Raw genomic sequence first — 19,183 nt, 5'->3', positions numbered from 1 at the left:
CCTCGAAGGGGAGGACTCAGCCTCGCAGCTCATCCTCGAACGCGCGCACGATCCGCCGGTCGGGGATCAGCCACAGCGCAACCACCGCCACGTACAGCGCGATCGCGAACCAGCGGCTGACGAACGCGAGCGGCACGCCGGTGAAATAGAGCGCGATACTGCCCCACCCCTTCCAGTCCGAACCGATCGCGCGCGCGACCGCCGACTCCTTGCCGTTGCAAGCGATGATCGCGCGTTCGGTCAGCGAATAGCCGATCGCCGCAAGCCCCAGGACGATACCATAGGCTGCCGTCGCCCCCGCCGCGAACGCGCTCTCGTCGAGCCAGCGGATCACGAACGGCACCAGGCTCAGCCAGAACAGCAGGAACAGGTTCGCCCACATCACGCGCCCGTCGACGCGCTCGACCGCGGAAAACATGTGATGGTGATTGTTCCAGAACAGCCCGACGTTCACGAAGCTCAACACATACGCCAGCAGCACCGGCGCGCTGCCGATCAACGCGTGCAGGTCGCCCGTTTCCGGTACCTTCAGTTCCAGCACCATGATCGTGATGATGATCGCGACCACGCCGTCGGTGAAGGCCTCGACTCTCCCCGGTCCCAGTCGTCGTCCGCTCATAGTCGCCCCCCGCCAAATATCACCGCGAATACGGCCTCAATTGAATCAAGAATTCAGTATCTTGCAAGAAACCGGCCCGGTTTCCGCCCTGCCGATGCTTTTCCTATATCCGATCGGCCGATCTATCCCAGTCCGATCCAGGCTTTTACATCACACGACGGCATGGCAATCATGCGCGAACGCGGTTTCTGTTTGCCATTCTCCAGACGCGATCGACGCGCGGCAGATCAGGAAAACCTGTGTTCGGAGAGGCTTGACCCTGGATCGCACGCTTCCTTGCACTTCCATGACAAGACGGAGTTACCGAAATGAGCAGCGGCTTCATCAAGACCGAAGACGGCGTCGACATCTTCTACAAGGATTGGGGACCGAAGGACGCGCAGCCGATCGTGTTCCACCACGGCTGGCCCTTGTCGTCGGACGACTGGGACACGCAGATGCTGTTCTTCCTCGCCGAGGGCTACCGCGTCGTCGCGCATGATCGTCGCGGGCATGGCCGCTCGTCGCAGGCCGAAACCGGCAACGACATGGATCATTATGCCGCCGACGCCTCCGCCGTCGCCGAGCATCTCGACCTGACCAATGCGGTGCATATCGGCCACTCGACCGGCGGTGGCGAAGTCGCGCGCTATGTCGCGCAGTTCGGCCAGCCCCAGGGTCGCGTCGCCAAGGCCGTCCTCGTCAGCGCGGTCCCGCCGCTGATGCTCAAGACCGACGCCAATCCCGGCGGCACGCCGATCGCGGTGTTCGACGGGTTCCGCAAGGCGCTCGCCCAGAACCGCGCGCAGTTCTTCCTCGATGTCGCATCAGGGCCGTTCTACGGCTTCAACCGCCCGAACGCCGTCGTCTCGGACGGCGTCGTCCGGAATTGGTGGCGGCAGGGCATGATGGGCAGCGCGCTCGCGCACTACGACGGCATCAAGGCGTTTTCGGAGACCGACCAGACCGCGGATCTGGAGGCGATCACCGTGCCGATGCTGGTGCTGCAAGGCGATGACGACCAGATCGTCCCCTATGAAGACGCCTCGCTCGTACAGGCTAAATTGCTTAAGAACGCCACGCTGAAGATCTACAACGGCTTTCCGCACGGCATGCTGACGACGCACGCCGAGGTCATCAACCCCGATCTGCTGGCGTTCGTGAAGAGCTGATCACCCGCCACGACCGGCCCGCAGCGTGATCTGAATCCCGCTGCGGGCCGATACCTTGGACCACGACCTCAGCTCGGATCGCGCGGCGCTTGCGTCGCTTGTTGCCGCCACAGCATCCACGCCACCCCGGCCAGCACTGCCGTCGCCGCAAGCAGCACCGCCCACAGCACGATATTCCGCGTCGGCGCCCCCGCATCGCCGAGCGCCGACAGTGTCACCGTCGCGGCCGGCACCGACACCAGGCGCGCTTCGCCCGGCCTGCCCTGCCCATCGGCAAGATCGGCAAGCGACAGGAACACGTCCTTCGCCGCAACGCGCCCGGCCGCCAGCGTGAACGGCGCGGTGCCGCTGGCGAGGAAGATCACGCCGCGGTCTGCAAAGCCGATCCGCAAGCGCGGCGCGACGGTGAACCCCGCACTGCGGGCATCGGCCTCGATCCGGATCGCTCGCGGCGCGTCGCCGGACAGCGTGATGTCGCGCCCGCCATCGCTGCGCGCGACGCCTTGCTCCAGCAGAGCCCAAGGCTGCTCACGATCATCCCGCCCCAATATGCGAACCGGAACGACGCCATCGCCCTCGACCGGTATCACCCGCAAGCTCGCCATCGGCGTCGCGAACGGCACCGAGAAATCGACGACGCGCGCATTCCCGGACGTCGGCGCGGGCGCCCGAGCCTCGACCGTTTCCGACGCCGCCGCACCGTCGGGCCGCACGTCGAGCACGGCACCACGGATCGCGACCGGTGCCAGCAACCGAGACCCCGCGCTCCACGTGATCCGCAGATACTCCCGCGCCACGGCGGCATCGTCCAGCGTGACGATCAACGACCGCACCGCCTCGCCCGCACGCCGATACACCGTCGCCTCGCCCAACCGCCGCCACTCGCGCAGGTCCGCACTGGCTTCGACCGTCAACGTCACCGGCTGGCCGACCGGCAAGTCCGCGGCAACCGCAACCCGCGCGACCGCGCCCGACACCTGCCGCGCATCGAGCAACACGCCCAGCCGCACGGGCGCGCCGCCAGCCGCGACCGGCTCGCCGCGCACTTCGGCGACCTGCGCCGCACCGCGCCCATCGAGCCTCAGCGACACGCCCGACACCTTCAGCGCATCGGGCGCACCCAGGATCGGCATCGGATCGAGCGACACATGACCGACCACCGCGGACGCCCCCGCACGAGCGATGGGCATCGCCCGCCCCTTCGCATCGAACACGCGCACGTCATGCCCGTCGCGAGTCTGCAATCCTGCCAACACCGCGGCCGGCAACGCCAGTCGCTGGACTTTCGCACCCGCCTCCACCGACAGCGGCAGGCGAAGTGCGTAGCCTTCCGGCTCGCCATCCGACCCCGCCGGGGCCGCAGCGACCAACAGCGCGGCACCGACTAGTGCGCCCAACCGCCATCGAACCCCGCTCATGCCTCTACTCCGCGTTCCGCATCGTCCGACACTACCTTAGGGGGCAGCGGCGCCAGATACCCAACCAGCAGCATCAGCATCCCGACCGCGATAAAGGCGATGATCCGCGCGCCGCCGCCGGTCGCGTACAGGTCGACCACCAGCAGCTTGACGACCGTCGCCCCCAACAGGCTCGCCCCCGCCAGCCACAGGCTGCGCGTCGCACGCCGATGCGCGACGACCATCAGCGTCAGCGCGATCACCGTCCACAGAATCGCCATCCCGGTCTCAACCAGCGCATTGCCGAGCAGCGTATCCGCCTCCCATGCGACGCCCGCCAGATGATGCGCCGTCCGCAACCACGCGCCGTTCGCCGCAACGAAACCAAGCACGGCGATCGGCAGCCAGATGCGCTTGCTCGCCAACAGCGCCGCGCCCGCCGGCACCGCATCCGCGGCCAGCACCGCCCGCCGCCACAGCAGCAGCACACCCGCCGCCAGCGCGACCATCACGTCGACCGGGTTGAGCACCGGCACGAACGGCAACGGCGCGGTATCGCCCGATGAAAACAGCGCGATCGCCGCCGCGCCACTGAAGATACCCAGCGCGATCGGCACCGCCGCCGTCCACGCATAGTCCACCGCATGGCGGTCGAGCGGCCACCGCGTTCCCGCCCGGTCGCCGCGCAACGCGGGTCCCGCCCACAAGGTGAGGCCCGCAAGCACCGCCACTGCGCCGGCCAGGAACGTCACCTCGTTCCACGCGGTCGACCACAGGGCCGCACGATCGATCCCGAACCACAGCATGTCGGCGAGCAGGACCACCGCCAGCCAGACGCCCGCGACATGGCTAGCCGACGCCACCGCTCGCGTGCCTGGCGTCGCGACGTCGTCACGGTCGCTGCGGAACAGCATCCAGCCATACACCGCGAGCGCGACGATCCACAGGAAACAGCCGGGCGACGACAGCACGGTCCCGCCCCGATCGGCCTGCCCCACGAAGCCGATCCACAACGCGCCCACACTCACGCGCGCCGGCCAAGCCGCGACCGGCCAGTCGCGACGCCGAGCGATCGTCTGGAACGCCGCTGCACTGACCAGATACGCCAGCATCGCCAACAGGATCTGCACGTTCGCCGAGAACACCGGCACAGGCGACAGCGATCGCTCGACCGCCGGATAAAGCCGCGTCGCCTCCATCAGCCAGCCGATCCACCACGCCGCAAACCCGGTCAAGAACGCCGGCGTCGCGATCACCGCCTCGCCCCGCGCATAGGTCCGCGCAAGTCGCGTCTCGCCGGGCGCGATCGGCTCCCATGCGAACCATGCCGTCGCGAACCACCCGAGCGCCACCAGGATCGCACCGACGAACGCCGGATTGGCGAACGGCAGCGCCGCGATATTGTCGTCGAGCGTGCCGAGATACAGCAAGGTCGCGAAGACCTGCAGCGCCAGCCCGAACAGCCGCGGCATCCAGCGTGCCTGCCGCATCCCGACCCAGAACGCGCCCGCGCCTTCCAGCGCCCACGCCGCCGAGGTCCAGCGCGCGCCCAGCGCAAGCGGGATCGCCATCGTGACGAAGCCGATGCCGATCGCCAGCATCGCCTCGTTCATCACGCGCAGCCCCTCTTGCTGTCCCCCACGCTGTCGACGCCGCGCCACCAGCGAGACACCCAGATACAATGCCGCAAAGCCCAATGCCGCAAACGCGCTGCCGAACGGCCGGTCGCCGATCAGCGCTACCTCGAGCCCGAACCCCGCCAGCGCCGGCCCGAACAACAGCGTCGTATCGACCGCGTTGCCGAACTTGCCCGGCGTCGCCCGCGTGTAAAGCACGGCGGTCACGACGTAGATCAGCACCGAGACGATCAGGAATATCTGCGCGATCAGGAAATGCTCGGGCCGATACGCGGTCGCGCCCCACAGGCTCGCGATCCCGAAGGTCGCGAAGAACCCGACCAGGTTCAGCACGCGCCATGTCCGCGCCCGTGCGATGAACAGGATCGCGAGGTTGAGGATCGTCCCGTACCCGAACAGGCCGAGCGCATTGCCGCCCTCCCCGCCCAGCAGCAACGGCACCGCGAACCCGCCTGCGAACGCCGTCACCGCCAGCGCTTGCGAACGCTGCAACAGCGCCAGCGCACAGCCGAGCGCGCAGACCGCGATCATCAGCACGAACGCCGCGGACAGCGGTACGAGATCGTAGAAGCGCGCCGCCCCGAACAGCGTCAGATAGATGATTGCGACACCGCCACCCTGCAACGCCAGCGCGAAATCCGGACGCTTGGTTCGCGTCCGGAAGCCGATGCCGAGCAGCGCGATGCCGAACAGGCCGACCACCGCGAGGCGGAACTCGATCGGGAACAGCCCCGCCGCCGCCGCATAGCTGGCGAGGAACGACAGCCCGACGAACAGGATGACGAGCCCGAGCCGGACGATCGTGTTGCCGCCGAACAGCCAGCCGCGCGCGGCCGCAACGCCGCTCGCCAACCAGCCCGGCTCGCGCGGTTCGGCGGGTGCGGTCACAGACGCAGCCGCACGATCACCCGAAGGCGGTGAGCGCCAGCGCCTGTCCGCTGCCGCCAGGCTGTCCGCCGGCGTATCGAAATCGGTCGGTGCTTCACGTTGCGATACGACCTCCGGCGCAACCGTCGCGGTTAGCGGCTCGGCCACCAACGGCTCGATCGCGCTCGGCGTAGTGCGGACCTCCACATCGGCGACACCGTCCGTGCGATAACGCGGCGCGTCCATGAGTTCGTTGACGTGGGCCCGCAACAAGGCGACCTCGGCGCTCAGTACCGCGGTCTCGCGCACGATCTCGATCCGCATCGCCCGCCGCAACGCCCAGCCGATGCACAAGCCAACCGCCCCGCCCAAGAATAAAGCGGTTTCTGAAAAGCTTCCGAGCACCCAGCCGAGCAAAGCGCCGACTATCGCCATCCAGATTAGCATCGTTCGCGCTGCCCTCGCCTAGTCATCGCCCACCTATTCATCGACGTCTTTGCACTAACATGGCGCAAGCCCCGCCGCCGGTCGAGCGCGATTACGAATAGGCGCGCCGACTAAATTTAAGCTGCATGATCCCGTTTCTCGATTTCGCCCGTTAAGTGCCTGCCCTGCAACGAAAGGGTGCAAGACCAGGGGAGATACCGATGCAGGGGATGCGTGCATGGTGGCGTTGAGCGAACGCCGATCGGTCGTCGTCATCAGCGACTGGGTCGACGGCTGGCCTCCCGCGGATCCCTCCACCGCATCGGCGCCTCGCGACGGATCGGCATGGCGCGCGCTCGATCCCGCGAGCCGACCCTGGACCGGTGCCGCCGGCCACCGCGAGCCCGTCGCCGGCGGGTATCTCGAACGCCTTCCGCTCGCGCTCGTCGCGGCCGGCATCGTCGAGCAGGCCGAGATCTGGCATCACTGGCGCGGCGAAGGCGACCCGCCATTCCGCCGCGACAGCCCGGTGCTCGCCCGCCGCGCCTTCCGCCTCGACCACGACCACGCACCGTTCGCCTCCTCCGAGATGATCGACTTCGTGCAGACCTTCGGCGCACCGCACATCCTGGTGGTGCTGGGTCTCGGCGTCGCGCCCGAACTCCTCGCGCTCTGTGCGAACAGCATCATCCTCTACAATTCGATCGACGCGCCCTCGTTGCGCGTGCCACCAGAGGTCAGCGAGCATTTCGATCTCGTCATCACCGGCGCGCAGTGGCAGTCGGACGAGGTCGAGGCGCGCCACCCCGGCATGCGCACCGCGATCCTGCCGGTCGGCCCCGAGTTCGCCGCGATCGACCAGTTTCGCCCGCTCGGTACGCCCAAGGACATCGACCTGATCTACGTCGCCGCCGCGCAGCCGTATAAACGCCACGACATCCTGTTCGACGCGCTCGCGCAACTGCCGCGCGACGTGCGCGCACTTTGCGTATTCGGATACGGCGAGGATGCCGACGCGCTCCGCCAACGCGCCCGCGACCAGAACCTCTCGATCGAGTTCGTCGGACCGCCGGGGGTGCCCATCGACGAGGTCAACCGCCTGATGAACCGCGCCAGGTTCGGCGTCGTCTGCGGCATCGACGATGGCGCCCCTGCGATCCTCACCGAATACATGCTCGCTGGCCTCCCCGTACTCGCCAACGCGGAATTACGCTGCGGATTGCAGTTCATCCTGCCCGAGACCGGTATGACCGCTTCGACGGCCGGGTTTGCCGATGCGATCCTTACAATGCGTGAAACCTACGCCCAATTCCGGCCCCGCGACGCCGTATTGGAGCGTTGGACTTGGCAGCATAGCGTTGTGCGTTTCGGTGCGATTATCCAGCAAATACATGATGCAAAGCAATTACATTTGCATAGTCAGGTCTGAGGCGTGGGCTTAGGTTCGATCAACAACGCGGATGACCGCGGATTCGCGGATTGGAAGAGCGTGCACGGTATCGGACCTACTCCCACCCTCGCCACGACAGACGATACGAGCCCCCCGCCGCCGCTGATCTGCTTCTCGCATCTCCGCTGGGATTTCGTCACGCAGCGCCCGCAGCATCTGATGAAACGGTTCGCGCAAGCCCAGAGCGTGTTCGTCTGGGAAGAACACATCCCCTGCGACCACCCGCTGCCCTTTCTCGAACACCATCCCTTCCCCGCCGACAACGTGATCGCGCTGCGCCCGCGCCTGCCGCATTGGTGGAATGCCGAACAGGTCGAGGCAGGCTTGCGGCAAATCCTCGACATGCTTGTTACGACGAGCATCCGCGCAAAGCCCGTCCTCTGGTTCTACACGCCGATGATGCTCCCGTTCGCCGAGCATCTCGACGCCGCCGCGGTTGTCTACGACTGCATGGACGAACTGTCCGCGTTCCGCTTCGCCGACCCCGCCCTGCTCGATCGCGAAGCCCGCTTACTCGCGCGCGCCGACCTCGTCTTCACCGGTGGCTACAGCCTCTACGAAGCCAAGCGCGGTCGTCACCGCGACGTCCACGCCTTCCCCTCGGCAGTCGACGTCGCTCACTTCGCTCAAGCCCGCACCGGCAACACCGAACCCGAGGACCAGCGCCAGATCCCCGGCCCGAAGCTCGGTTTCTTCGGCGTCATCGACGAGCGCATCGACCTCGCATTGCTCGACGCGGTCGCCGCTGAGCGGCCCGACTGGTCGTTCGTGATGATCGGCCCGGTCGTGAAGATCGACCCCGCGCACCTGCCACGCCGCGCCAACATCCACTGGCTCGGCGGACGCGGCTACAACGAACTCCCGGCCTATCTCTCCGGCTGGGACGTCGCGCTCATGCCCTTCGCGATCAACGCCGCGACACGCTTCATCAGCCCGACCAAGACGCCCGAATATCTCGCCGGTGGCCTGCCCGTCGTCTCGACGCCGATCGTCGACGTGATCCGCCATTACGGCGACGCAGCGGCCGTAGCGATTGCCGCCGACGCGCCGGCGTTCGTCGCTGCCTGCGAGGCCGCCTTAGCCCTCCCCCGCGAAGGCGCATGGCGCGACGAAGCCGACCGCCTGCTCGCCACGCAATCCTGGGACCGCACGCAAACCGCCATGGCCACCGAGATCGATCGCGTCCTCCACGCGAAACGCACCTTCCGCCCCGCCCCGAAGCGCGAACGCTACGACACGCTGATCGTCGGCGCAGGCTTTGCCGGCGCGGTCCTCGCCGAACGCCTGGCCAACGACAGTGGCCAGCGAGTCCTCGTCGTCGATCGCCGCCCGCACATCGGCGGCAACGCGTATGACGAGCATGACGCGGCGGGCGTGCTGATCCACCGCTACGGCCCGCACATCTTCCACACCAATTCCGCCGACGTGTTCGACTATTTGTCGCGCTTCACCGCATGGCGCCCGTACGAACACCGCGTGCTCGCCAGCGTCGACGACAAGCTCGTGCCGATGCCGATCAACCGCACCACGCTCAACGACCTCTACGGCCTGACGCTCAAGGACGACGCGGAAGCCGCAGCCTTCCTCGCCAGCCGCGCGGAATCGGTCGAGGACATCCGTACCTCCGAGGACGTCGTCGTCGCCGCGGTCGGCCGCGATCTCTACGAGACGTTCTTCCGCGGCTACACGCGGAAACAATGGGGCCTCGACCCGTCCGAACTCGACCGCGCCGTCACCGCGCGCGTCCCGACCCGCACCTCGACCGACGACCGCTATTTCACCGACACATTCCAGGCGATGCCGGCGAACGGCTACACCCGGATGTTCGAGGCGATGCTCGACCACCCCGGCATCACGCTCGACCTCGGCGTCGAATACCGCGACGTGATCGACCGGGTCGACGTCGACCACATCGTCTTCACCGGCCCGATCGACGAGTATTTCGACTTCCGCTTCGGCAAGCTGCCCTATCGCAGCCTCCAGTTCCGCCACGAAACGCACGACGTCGCGCAGTTCCAGCCGGTCGCGGTCGTCAACTACCCGGACGAAACCGTGCCGCAGACGCGCATCACCGAGTACAAGCACCTAACCGGCCAGCTTCACGCGAAGACCAGCATCAGCTACGAATTCCCGAGCGCGGAGGGCGATCCTTATTACCCGATCCCCCGCCCTGAGAACCAAGCCCTGTTCAAACGCTACGAGGCACTCGCCGATGCTGAGGAAGGCGTAACCTTCGTCGGCCGCCTCGCGACCTATCGATACTACAATATGGATCAGGTCGTCGGCCAAGCGCTCGCCACCTATCGCCGCATGGTCGCGAAATCCGCCGTCCTCGAAACCCCCGTGATGGCCGCCGAATGACCCGCATCTGCCTGCTGACCGACAGCCTCGCCCCGTCCGGCGTCGGCGCACACATGATGACGCTCGCCGAGGGATTGGGCGGAGACGAGATCGTCGTCGCCGCGCGTCCCGGCACCGGCCTGCTCGAACACGCCGCCGCCAGGGGTTATGCAGTCAAGGCGCTCGACGATGATGCCAACCTCGCCCGCTGGCTCGACCGCGCGGCGCCCGACATCGTCCACGTCCATGCCGGTATCGGCTGGGAAGGTCACGCCGCCGTCCGCGCTGCGCACGCGGCTGGCGTCCCTGTGATCCGAACCGAGCACCTCCCCTATCTCCTCACCGACCCCGCCCAACGCGACGAACACCGCAACACCTCCGCAACACTCGCGCGCCTGATCTGCGTGTCGGACGCAGTCGGCGGCAGCCACCGCGCAGCCGGCGTCGATCCGGCTCTTGTCGCAACGATCCACAACGGCGTCGGCGCGCACAAACCCTCGCGCTCGCGCGAAGCCCTTCGCGGCGAATGGGGCGTCGGCAATGCCCCCGTCCTCCTGATGGTCGCACGCTTTGCAGAGCAAAAAGGCCACGCGCTCCTGCTCGACTCGCTGCCAGCAATCCGCGCCGCGCACCCGGACCTGATCGTGCTGCTCGCCGGCGAAGGCCCCCTCCTGACGCAAACCGCACGCGCCATCGCCGCGAAGGGTCTCGCCGGCACAGTCCGCATGCTCGGCACCCGCAGCGACGTTGCCGACCTGATGACGCTTGCCGACCTGCTCGTATTGCCGTCGGCGTTCGAAGGCCTGCCGCTGGTCGCGCTCGAAGCGATGGCCGCCGGCCTCCCCGTCGTCGCCACCGTCGCACCCGGCAATGCCGAAGCGATCGAGGACGGCGTCACCGGTCGCCTGACCGCCGCGGACCCGGCAAGTTTCGCCGATGCGATCGTCACGTTGCTAGCCGACCGCGACGGCCTCAAGACAATGGCCGGTGCCGCGATCGAACGCCAGCAGGATCTCTTCTCGGCCGATCGCATGATCGCGGACACGCGCGCGGTCTACGCCGCCGTGCAAGACCAACATACAAAGGGAGACGGCGTGGAGCGGACACGGATCGGGTTCATCGGCGCAGGCGGCATCGCCAATCGCCATTTCGGCGTGCTGGAGCAGTTCGACGACGTCGCGATCGTCGCGGTCGCCGACGTCGACATGGCCCGCGCGACCGAAGCCGCCGCCCGCTTCGGCGCCCGCGCGTTCGACGATGCCGCCGCGATGCTGGGGGCCGTCGAGCTCGACGCGCTCTACATCTGCGTGCCGCCGTTCGCGCACGGCGAACCCGAACGCCTCGCGATCGAACATAAGCTCCCGTTCTTCGTCGAGAAGCCCGTCGCGCTAGACCTCGGCACCGCGGAGGACGTCGCTGCCGCAGTCGACCGGCTCGGCCTCGTCACCGCGGTCGGCTATCACTGGCGCTATCTCGACACCGTGGACGAGGTGAAGGCGCTGCTTTCGGCGACCCCCGCACGCCTCCTCTCCGGCTATTGGCTCGACTCCACGCCGCCGCCGCGCTGGTGGTGGAAGAAGGACGCGTCGGGCGGCCAGATGCTCGAACAGACGACGCATCTCGTCGATCTCGCGCGCTACCTCGTCGGCGACGTCGTCCGCGTCTACGGCCAGTCGGGCCATATCGACCGCGCCGCCTTCCCCGGTCTCGACGTCGCCACCACCAGCACCGCGATGCTCACCTTCGCCAGCGGCGCGATCGCCAATTTCGCGTCCACCTGCCTGCTCAACTGGAACCACCGCGTCGGCCTGCACCTCTTCGGCGAAGGCCTCGCGATCGAACTGACCGATCGCGACGTGATGATCGACATCGGCCGCGGCCGCCCGGTCCGCGGCACCGGCAGCGATCCGGTCGTGCTCGAGGATCGCGACTTTATCGACGCCGTGCGCGGCGGCGAGAACCGCATCCGCTGCCCCTACCCCGCCGCGCTCGAAACGCTCCGCCTCGCACTGGCGATCGAACGCTCCGCCGTCGAAGGCCGCGCGATCGACATCCGCGAGCGGGAGGTGGCGCATGTCTGAGTGGCGCCACGTCCGTTCGCTCGGCGTCGAACGCCCCGGCCAGGCCTATTTCTTCGGCTATGACGAGGCGCCTCCGGGTGACGGCCAGGTCCGGCTCGACCTGCTCTACACCGGATTTTCCGCCGGCACCGAGCTCACCTTCGTCAAGAACAGCAACCCGTATCTCCACTCGCGCTGGGATGCAGGTCGCGGCGTGTTCGTCCCCGGCGAACCGAGCGCGCACTATCCGGTGCCGTTTCTCGGCTACATGGAATGCGCACGCGTCAGCGACAGCCGGGTCGACGATTTCGCGAACGGCGACGTCGTCGGCACGGTGTTCGGCCACAAGACCGGCCACACCGCGGACCCGTTCAACGACTTGCTGACCAAGCTCCCGCCCGAGCTCGATCCGATCCTTGGCATCTATATCGGCCAGATGGGTCCGATCGCCGCCAACGGCATTCTCCACGCGGACGTCGAATTGCTGGGACCCAACGTGGTCAACCTCGGCGACGGCATCCGCGGCCGCCCCGCGCTGGTGATCGGCGCAGGCATCGTCGGCATGCTGACGGCCCTGTTCGCACAGGCCGCCGGCGCGAGCGAAGTCGTGATCGCAGACCCGTCCCCCTTCCGCCGCCTGCGCGCCGAATGCCTCGGTATCACCGCGATGACTGAGGACCAGGCCTGGGCGTATGCCAAGGCACGCTGGCTTCACGGCGGCGACGATCGGGGCGCGGACGTCGTGTTCCAGACCCGCGCCGACGCCGCCAGCCTCCACGCCGCGATGCGCGCGCTGAGACCGCAGGGCACGGTGATCGACCTCGCCTTTTATCAGGGCGGCGCGGATCGGCTCCGGCTCGGCGAGGAGTTCCACCACAACGGCCTCAACCTCCGCTGCGCCCAGATCAACCGCGTCCCGCGCGGGCTTGGCTTCCAATGGGACCGCCGCCGCCTCGCCAACGAGACGGTCAAGCTGCTGCTCGCCCGCGGCCCCGAGATCCGCGCGCAACTCATCACGCATGTCGTGCCGTACGACGAAGCCCCAGGGTTCATCGCGCGGCTGGTCGGCGAGCGGCCCGAATTCCTCCAGATCGTGTTCAAGGTCGGCGATTGACTACCGCACTCACTGCCGACGCCCGACCGATCCGCATCCTGTTCGTCTTCGCCTGGCTCGTCGTCGGCGGCGAGGAGACGGAGGTGCGCCTGCTCGCCCAGACGCTCGACCCGACGCGCTACCGGATCGAGGTCGTCGCCTGCTTCCGAAAAGACGGAATGCCCGAGCAGACGCACGCGCAGCTGGAAGCGATCGGCGTCCCCGTCGACCGCACGCCCTATACGCTCGGCTTCGACGAGACCGTCGCCTACCTCGCGAGCAAGCTGCCCGCATACGACGTCGTCGTCTCGTGCCAGAACGTCGCGGACATCTATCCCGCGCTCGAACGCATGCACCTCCGCCCGCCATTGATCGAACATGGCGGCCTCGTCTCCGAAGCGCTTGCCGGCCCCAAGCATTTCACCGCCCGCTATGTCGGCGTGTGCGCCTCGATCCGCGACGCCGCCGCCGGCCGCATGCCCGGCCGCGAACACCACGCGATCGAGATCCCATCGATGGTCGACACGCGCGCCTTCGATCCCACCCGGCGAGTCCCCGTCCGCGCGACGCTAGGGATCGCCGAAGACGTACCGCTGATCGGCTGGCTAGGCAGGCTCGACCCCAAGAAGCGCGTCGAAGACTTCATCGAAGCCGCCGCGCTTGTCCATGCCCGCCATCCCCGCGCACGCTTCGTCGTGATCGGTGGACCGGACGCCTTCATCCCCGAATATGCCGCGGCACTCCGAAGCCGCGCGCATGCGCTCGGCCTCGACACCGCCCTGACCTTCCTCGGCGACCGCGACGACGTGCCCGACCTGCTCGCCGCGCTCGACATCTTCGTCTGGCTCTCGCGCGGCGAAGGCATGCCGCACGTTATCGCTGAAGCCGGCGCCGCACGCCTCCCCGTCATAGCAACGCGCGACAACGGCTCCGAACAACAGGTCGTCGACGGGATCAGCGGCCTGTTCGTGCCCCACGAAGCCCCGCCCGCGGTCGCTACTGCGATCACGAAACTCATCGAAAACCCGGCACTGCGGACCCGCCTCGGCACTGCCCTCCGCGCCAAGGTCGACAGCGAGTACGTCGTCGCCGCCGTCGTCCCTCGCTGGGAAGACCTGTTTGCCGAAGTCCTGTCGGACCGGCCACCCCTACCCCGCCCGACCGGCCTGTTCCGCAGCTTCCTGCAAGGCGGCTTCGAATCCTCCACCCACCGCCGCGCACACGACCGCAAGCGCGTCGACGTCATCGCTGCCAGCCACCACGACGCCCTCGCCGCGCATGACTACAATGAACTCGCCAAGCTAGGCATCCTGACCGTCCGCGATGGCCTGCGCTGGCATCTGATCGAACGCGAACCCGGCCGCTACGACTGGTCCAGCCTCAACCGCCAGCTGGACGCCGCCAAGGCGATAGGCACCGAAGTTATCTGGGACCTGCTCCATTACGGCTGGCCCGACGACATCGACATCTGGACGCCCGCCTTCGTCACGCGCTTTGCCGCCTTCGCCGCCGCCGCCGCGCGCCATATCGGCCCGGCCCCAGCTGGAGAGACCCGCTTCTACGCCCCCGTCAACGAGATCTCGTTCTTCGCCTGGGGCGGCGGCGACGCAGCCTATCTCAACCCGTTCGCCCGTGGCCGCGGCTACGAACTCAAGGTCCAGCTCGCCCGCGCATCGATCGCCGCGATGGAAGCGATCCTCGCGGTCGACCCCGCCGCGCGCTTCGTCCACGCCGACCCGGTCATCAACGTCATCACCGACCCCGCCCGCCCCAACGACGCCCCCGCCGCCGAAGGCCACCGCCTTGCGCAATACCAGGCCTGGGACATGATCGCGGGGAAAGCGTGGCCGCAGATCGGCGGCCGCGCGCCATTGCTCGATATCGTCGGCGTCAATTTCTACCACAACAACCAGTGGATCCACGGCGGCCCCCCGCTAGCCTACGACCATCCCCTCAGCCGCCCGCTCCACGCGATCCTCGCCGACGCCTACGCGCGCTACGGCCGCCCGATCTTCATCGCCGAAACCGGCATCGAAGGCAGCGCGCGTCCCGCCTGGCTCCGCATGATCCTGCGCGAGGTGAAGATCGCCCAGTCGCTCGGCGTACCCGTCGAGGGCGTGTGCCTTTACCCGATCCTAGACCACCCCGGCTGGGACGACGATCGCTACTGCCCCAACGGTTTGCTCGCCTGCTCGCCGGTCCTCGCCGACCGCGTACCGAACGCCGCGCTCGCCGACGTCATCCGGCAGGCGGAGGGACCCGATATCCTGCGTTAACTTGGGCCCGGATACTGATCGAAGTCGATACGATCGAGGGGACATTTCCGCCGCCACGTCGCGTTGACAATTGCCACAAAGGCATGCGGAGAGAGATCACATGGCCATTAAATTTGCAGGAACGATGAACGCGATCAATCGCGGGCTCGACGCGACCAAGCCCACCAAGGGCGCCGACATGGTCGAGGATTGGGAAGCCGCATTGGCCGATACCGACGTCTCCGGCGCCAAGGGCATCCTTCGCGATCTCGGCTCGCTGCGCAAGCAGTTGGAGAAGGACACGCCCGACGCCGACCGCGTCCACGCGCTCCTCCACCGCCTCGGCACCGCGACGACCAAGATCGCCGACAAAGCCGACAAGTCGCAGGACAAGCTGAAGGCACTCGGCGAAGCACTGACCGAAGCCGGTGAGGACGCACCGGACGAGGAAGAGGACGTCGCCGCCGCCGCAGCACCCAAGCGCGCGCGCAAGAAGGCCTGAACGAAAATGGGCCGGCGATCGCATGATCGTCGGCCCGTTTTCTTAGTTACGATACGAAAGGCTCAGGCGGTAACCGCCTCGGCCTTCGGATTGACCTTCGACGTGGCCATGGCGGTCAGCTTGTCGTCGGTCGCATATTCCTCGTCGAGCGTTTCCTTAAGGATCGCCGCGATCTCGCTGCGACCAAGCTGGTTCGCCCACGCGATCAGCGTGCCGTAGCGCGTGATCTCGTAATGTTCGACCGCCTGCGCCGACGCGATCAGCGCCGCGTCGAGGACCGCCTTGTCGGCGATCTCGCCCGCGACTTCGTTCGCTTCCTTGATGATCCCGTCGATCGCCGGGCAGGTCACCGCCTTGGCCTTCTCGCCCAACAGCTCGAAAATCCGCTCCAAGCGAACGATCTGTCCCTCGGTCTCGCGCAGATGCGTTTCGAACCCGGCCTTCAGACCCGGCGCGGTCGCCTTGTCGGTCATCTTCGGCAGCGCCTTGGTGATCTGGTGCTCGGCATAATATACGTCCTGCAACTGGTGCAGGAACAGGTCTTCGAACGTCGCGATGTCCTTGGAAAACAAGCCCATGATCATATCCTCGCATAGCTGGTGCACGCGAAGCGAAATGCTCCGGTGGTGGGGAAACGCCCTTACCGCGGGGTAAGTTTCGTCTCCCCAACCACCGGAGCGTCGGGGGATCAGCCCTTCAGCTTGGCCGCCGTCTCGGCGATCCGCTTGCCCTGGTAGCGCGCGCCGTCGAGCTCGTCCTTGCTCGGCATGCGGCTGCCGTCGCCGTCCGAGATCGTCGTCGCGCCGTAGGGCGAGCCGCCCTTGACCGTGTCGACGCCCATCTGCGCCTGGAAGCCATAGTCGAGCCCGACGATCGTCATGCCGTGATGGATCAGGTTGGTGATGATCGAGAACAACGTCGTTTCCTGGCCGCCATGCTGGCTCGCGGTCGAGGTAAACGCACCGCCGACCTTGCCGATCAGCGCGCCCGAGAACCACTGGCCACCGGTCGTATCCCAGAACTGCGCCATCTGCGCCGGCATCCGGCCGAACCGGGTCGGCGCACCGACGATGATCGCGTCATACTGCTCGAGCGCGGCGGGGCCTTCGATCTCGGCATGCGCGGTGTCGGTCTTGAAGTGCGCGGCTTCGATCACCGCCTGCGGTGCGGTTTCGGCGACGCGGCGGATGTCCACCTCGGCTCCACCGGCACGCGCGCCCTCGGCAACGGCATCCGCCATCTGCTCGATATGGCCGTAGGACGAGTAATAGAGCACGAGAACCTTGGTCATGGGCGTTTCCTTTGAGTTCCCCTCCCGCGTGCGGGAGGGGTTAGGGGAGGGCAGTTCCGGGCGGGATCGCGGGAGGAAGCCCCTCCCCCGACCCCTCCCGCAAGCGGGAGGGGAGTCTTACTCCGAGTCTACCAGAACGATCTCGGCGTCCTCTTGAGCCGTGATCGTCACCGTCTGGCCGCCCAGCAGCGCCGCTCCGTCGCGCGCACCAAAGGCGTCGTCGCCGATCGTGATCGCACCGGTCGCCGGCACCAGGTACACATGGCGTCCCTCGGCGACCGCATAGTCGACGCTGTCGCCAGCCTTCAAAGTCGCCGCCAACACCCGCGCATTCGCCCGGATCGGCAACGCGTCGCCGTCACCCTCGAACCCGCTCGCCAGCGTCACGAACTGACCCGAGCGCTCGCCCTTCGGAAACGGCTTGGCACCCCAGCTCGGCGCGCCACCTTTGCGCGAAGGTTCGATCCAGATCTGGAAGATCGTCGTCGTCTCGGGCTCGAGATTATACTCGGCATGCCGCACGCCGGTACCCGCGCTCATCACCTGCACGTCGCCCGCCTCGGTGCGGCCTTTATTACCGAGCGAATCCTGGTGCGTGATCGCCCCGCTGCGGACATAGGTGATGATCTCCATGTCCTGATGCGGATGCGGTGGAAAGCCCGAGTTCGCAGCGATCTGGTCGTCGTTCCACACGCGGATCGCGCCCCAGCCCATCCGGGCCGGATCGTAATAGCTCGCGAACGAGAAATGATGCCGCGCATTCAGCCAGCCGTGATCGGCATGGCCGAGGCTCTCGAAGGGGCGGCGTTCGATTTTGGAAAGGGTCGTGGTCGTCATGATATGTCTCCACTGGTTGAACCCAAGATAGGCGCTGCGATTACGCCGTAAATAGAAACGCTGGAAACCGATCGTTTCGGTGGCTATCCCGTATCGGCCAATCGACCACCCCGGCGAAGGCCGGGGCCCAATTGGGGGACATCAATGACGACGCGCCGTCCGTCGTTACATTGGCCTTTCCAATTGGGCCCCGGCCTCCGCCGGGGTGATAAATCCAGTACGGCTCTAATATCGGAGACCCCCATGCGCCTGCCCGATCTCGAAGCCTGGGCGATCTTCGCCAGCGTCGTCGAGCACCGCTCGTTCAGCGCCGCCGCCGACGCGGTAGGGCTCAGCAAGGCCACCGTGTCGAAGGCGATCACCCGTCTCGAAGCGCATCTCGGCCAGTCGCTCTTCCACCGCACCTCGCGCCGCCTCGCGCTCACCGAAGCCGGCAAGCCGCTCGCCGAGCACGCCGCGCGTATCCTCGCCGAAGCCCGCGCCGCCGAGGAATCCGCGCACGACGCCGCCAGCGCGCATACCGGCCGCGTCCGCCTCGCCGCCCCGATGAGCTTCGGCGTCACCAACGTAGCCCCGATCCTCGCCGAGTTCCTCGTCGCGCACCCGGGTATCGAGGTTGATTTCCACTTGTCCGATGCGCGCGTCGACATCGTCGCCGAAGGCTTCGACGTCGCGCTGCGGATCGCCGAGCTGCCCGACAGTTCGCTCCGCGCCCGCCGCCTGTGCAGCATCCAGGCGCACACCGTCGCCGCACCCAGCTACCTCGCCAAGCACGGCACCCCGACGCACCCGGCCCAGCTCGGCGAGCACCAGCTGGTCGGCTATTCGAACGTCGTCGGCCCGTGGCGCTTCCACGGCCCCGGCGGCGCCGACGTCTCGGTCCGCCTGCAAGGCCAGCTCACCGCCAACAGCGGCGAGGCGATCGTCCCCGCGCTCATCGCCGGCCTTGGCATCGCGCGCCTGCCCGACTTCATCGTCGACCGGCATATCGCGTCCGGCGCACTCGTCATCATCCTCGAAGACTGGGCGCCCGCAAAGATCGGTCTCCACCTCCTGACCCCGCCAAGTCCCCTCCGCCCGGCCCGCGTCGAAGCACTCATAGACTTCCTCGCCGCACGCCTCCGGGATCCGAACGCAGGGCAAGCGTAAAGCGGCGACCTTGCGCAAAACCGGGCCGGATGCCATGTAAGAGGCTGGATAGACGCTCGAGTTTGCACCCCAGCGCGATCCCAACGAAACCCGATACCGGGATGAGGAC

The 19,183-nt window shown here is 67.3% G+C and carries 14 protein-coding genes; 8 read left to right on the top strand and 6 right to left on the bottom strand.

What is annotated here, in order from left to right; all coding sequences use genetic code 11:
- Positions 1 to 16 precede the first annotated feature (16 nt).
- Positions 17 to 619: a TMEM175 family protein gene (locus O6X71_RS10230; RefSeq protein ID WP_353465751.1), complete on the bottom strand. Its 603-nt coding sequence runs from the start codon at positions 617 to 619 to the stop codon at positions 17 to 19.
- 308 nt (positions 620 to 927) lie between these two features.
- On the opposite strand from O6X71_RS10230, the gene O6X71_RS10225 reads away from it, so the two are divergent.
- Positions 928 to 1,770 carry an alpha/beta fold hydrolase gene (locus tag O6X71_RS10225; RefSeq protein WP_353465750.1) on the top strand — a complete coding sequence of 281 codons (843 nt, stop codon included), beginning with the start codon at positions 928 to 930 and terminating at the stop codon, positions 1,768 to 1,770.
- A gap of 68 nt (positions 1,771 to 1,838) precedes the next feature.
- Here O6X71_RS10225 and O6X71_RS10220 read toward each other — a convergent pair whose 3' ends face one another.
- Positions 1,839 to 3,188 (bottom strand): DUF3999 family protein, encoded by a 1,350-nt coding sequence (locus O6X71_RS10220; RefSeq protein ID WP_353465749.1) that lies wholly within the window; start codon positions 3,186 to 3,188, stop codon positions 1,839 to 1,841.
- A complete protein-coding gene (locus tag O6X71_RS10215; RefSeq protein ID WP_353465748.1) occupies positions 3,185 to 6,106 on the bottom strand; it encodes a DUF2339 domain-containing protein in 2,922 nt (973 codons plus the stop codon). Before O6X71_RS10215 ends, O6X71_RS10220 begins: the two co-directional genes overlap by 4 nt.
- Before the next feature lie 229 nt (positions 6,107 to 6,335).
- Between O6X71_RS10215 and O6X71_RS10210 the strand changes: the two genes are divergently transcribed.
- The 6 genes from O6X71_RS10210 (at position 6,336) to O6X71_RS10185 (ending at position 15,797) form a co-directional block, all read left to right on the top strand.
- On the top strand, positions 6,336 to 7,526 hold the full coding sequence (locus O6X71_RS10210; RefSeq protein ID WP_353465747.1) for a glycosyltransferase family 4 protein: 1,191 nt from the start codon (positions 6,336 to 6,338) through the stop codon (positions 7,524 to 7,526).
- Between the two features lie 180 nt (positions 7,527 to 7,706).
- Positions 7,707 to 9,908, top strand: a complete 2,202-nt coding sequence (glf, locus tag O6X71_RS10205) for a UDP-galactopyranose mutase (RefSeq protein ID WP_435368473.1) — start codon at positions 7,707 to 7,709, stop codon at positions 9,906 to 9,908.
- On the top strand, positions 9,905 to 11,968 hold the full coding sequence (locus tag O6X71_RS10200; RefSeq protein WP_353465745.1) for a glycosyltransferase: 2,064 nt from the start codon (positions 9,905 to 9,907) through the stop codon (positions 11,966 to 11,968). Before glf ends, O6X71_RS10200 begins: the two co-directional genes overlap by 4 nt.
- Positions 11,961 to 13,061: a zinc-dependent alcohol dehydrogenase gene (locus tag O6X71_RS10195; RefSeq protein WP_353465744.1), complete on the top strand. Its 1,101-nt coding sequence runs from the start codon at positions 11,961 to 11,963 to the stop codon at positions 13,059 to 13,061. Before O6X71_RS10200 ends, O6X71_RS10195 begins: the two co-directional genes overlap by 8 nt.
- The gene (locus tag O6X71_RS10190) at positions 13,058 to 15,316 is read left to right on the top strand and encodes a glycosyltransferase family 4 protein (RefSeq protein ID WP_353465743.1); all 2,259 of its coding nucleotides are present in this window, start codon (positions 13,058 to 13,060) and stop codon (positions 15,314 to 15,316) included. The genes O6X71_RS10195 and O6X71_RS10190 overlap by 4 nt, the downstream gene beginning before the upstream one ends.
- Positions 15,317 to 15,416: 100 nt before the next feature.
- Entirely contained in the window at positions 15,417 to 15,797 is a 381-nt protein-coding gene (locus tag O6X71_RS10185) for a hypothetical protein (protein ID WP_235524733.1), read from the top strand.
- A 62-nt stretch (positions 15,798 to 15,859) separates the two neighbouring features.
- Here O6X71_RS10185 and O6X71_RS10180 read toward each other — a convergent pair whose 3' ends face one another.
- The 3 genes from O6X71_RS10180 to O6X71_RS10170 all read right to left on the bottom strand — a co-directional run bounded on the left by O6X71_RS10180 (position 15,860) and on the right by O6X71_RS10170 (position 17,925).
- Positions 15,860 to 16,375 (bottom strand): ferritin-like domain-containing protein, encoded by a 516-nt coding sequence (locus O6X71_RS10180; protein WP_056489424.1) that lies wholly within the window; start codon positions 16,373 to 16,375, stop codon positions 15,860 to 15,862.
- 110 nt (positions 16,376 to 16,485) lie between these two features.
- On the bottom strand, positions 16,486 to 17,088 hold the full coding sequence (gene wrbA, locus O6X71_RS10175) for an NAD(P)H:quinone oxidoreductase (protein ID WP_056064956.1): 603 nt from the start codon (positions 17,086 to 17,088) through the stop codon (positions 16,486 to 16,488).
- Between the two features lie 117 nt (positions 17,089 to 17,205).
- Positions 17,206 to 17,925, bottom strand: a complete 720-nt coding sequence (locus tag O6X71_RS10170; protein WP_353465742.1) for a pirin family protein — start codon at positions 17,923 to 17,925, stop codon at positions 17,206 to 17,208.
- Positions 17,926 to 18,168: 243 nt separating this feature from the next.
- Between O6X71_RS10170 and O6X71_RS10165 the strand changes: the two genes are divergently transcribed.
- Positions 18,169 to 19,074 (top strand): LysR family transcriptional regulator, encoded by a 906-nt coding sequence (locus tag O6X71_RS10165; protein WP_093398906.1) that lies wholly within the window; start codon positions 18,169 to 18,171, stop codon positions 19,072 to 19,074.
- Positions 19,075 to 19,183: the final 109 nt, after the last annotated feature.

The organism is Sphingomonas faeni (genome assembly GCF_040407505.1).
GTDB lineage: Bacteria > Pseudomonadota > Alphaproteobacteria > Sphingomonadales > Sphingomonadaceae > Sphingomonas > Sphingomonas faeni_E.
Note: the sequence above shows the minus strand (reverse complement) of the source record. Positions and strands in the feature narration are given on the sequence as shown.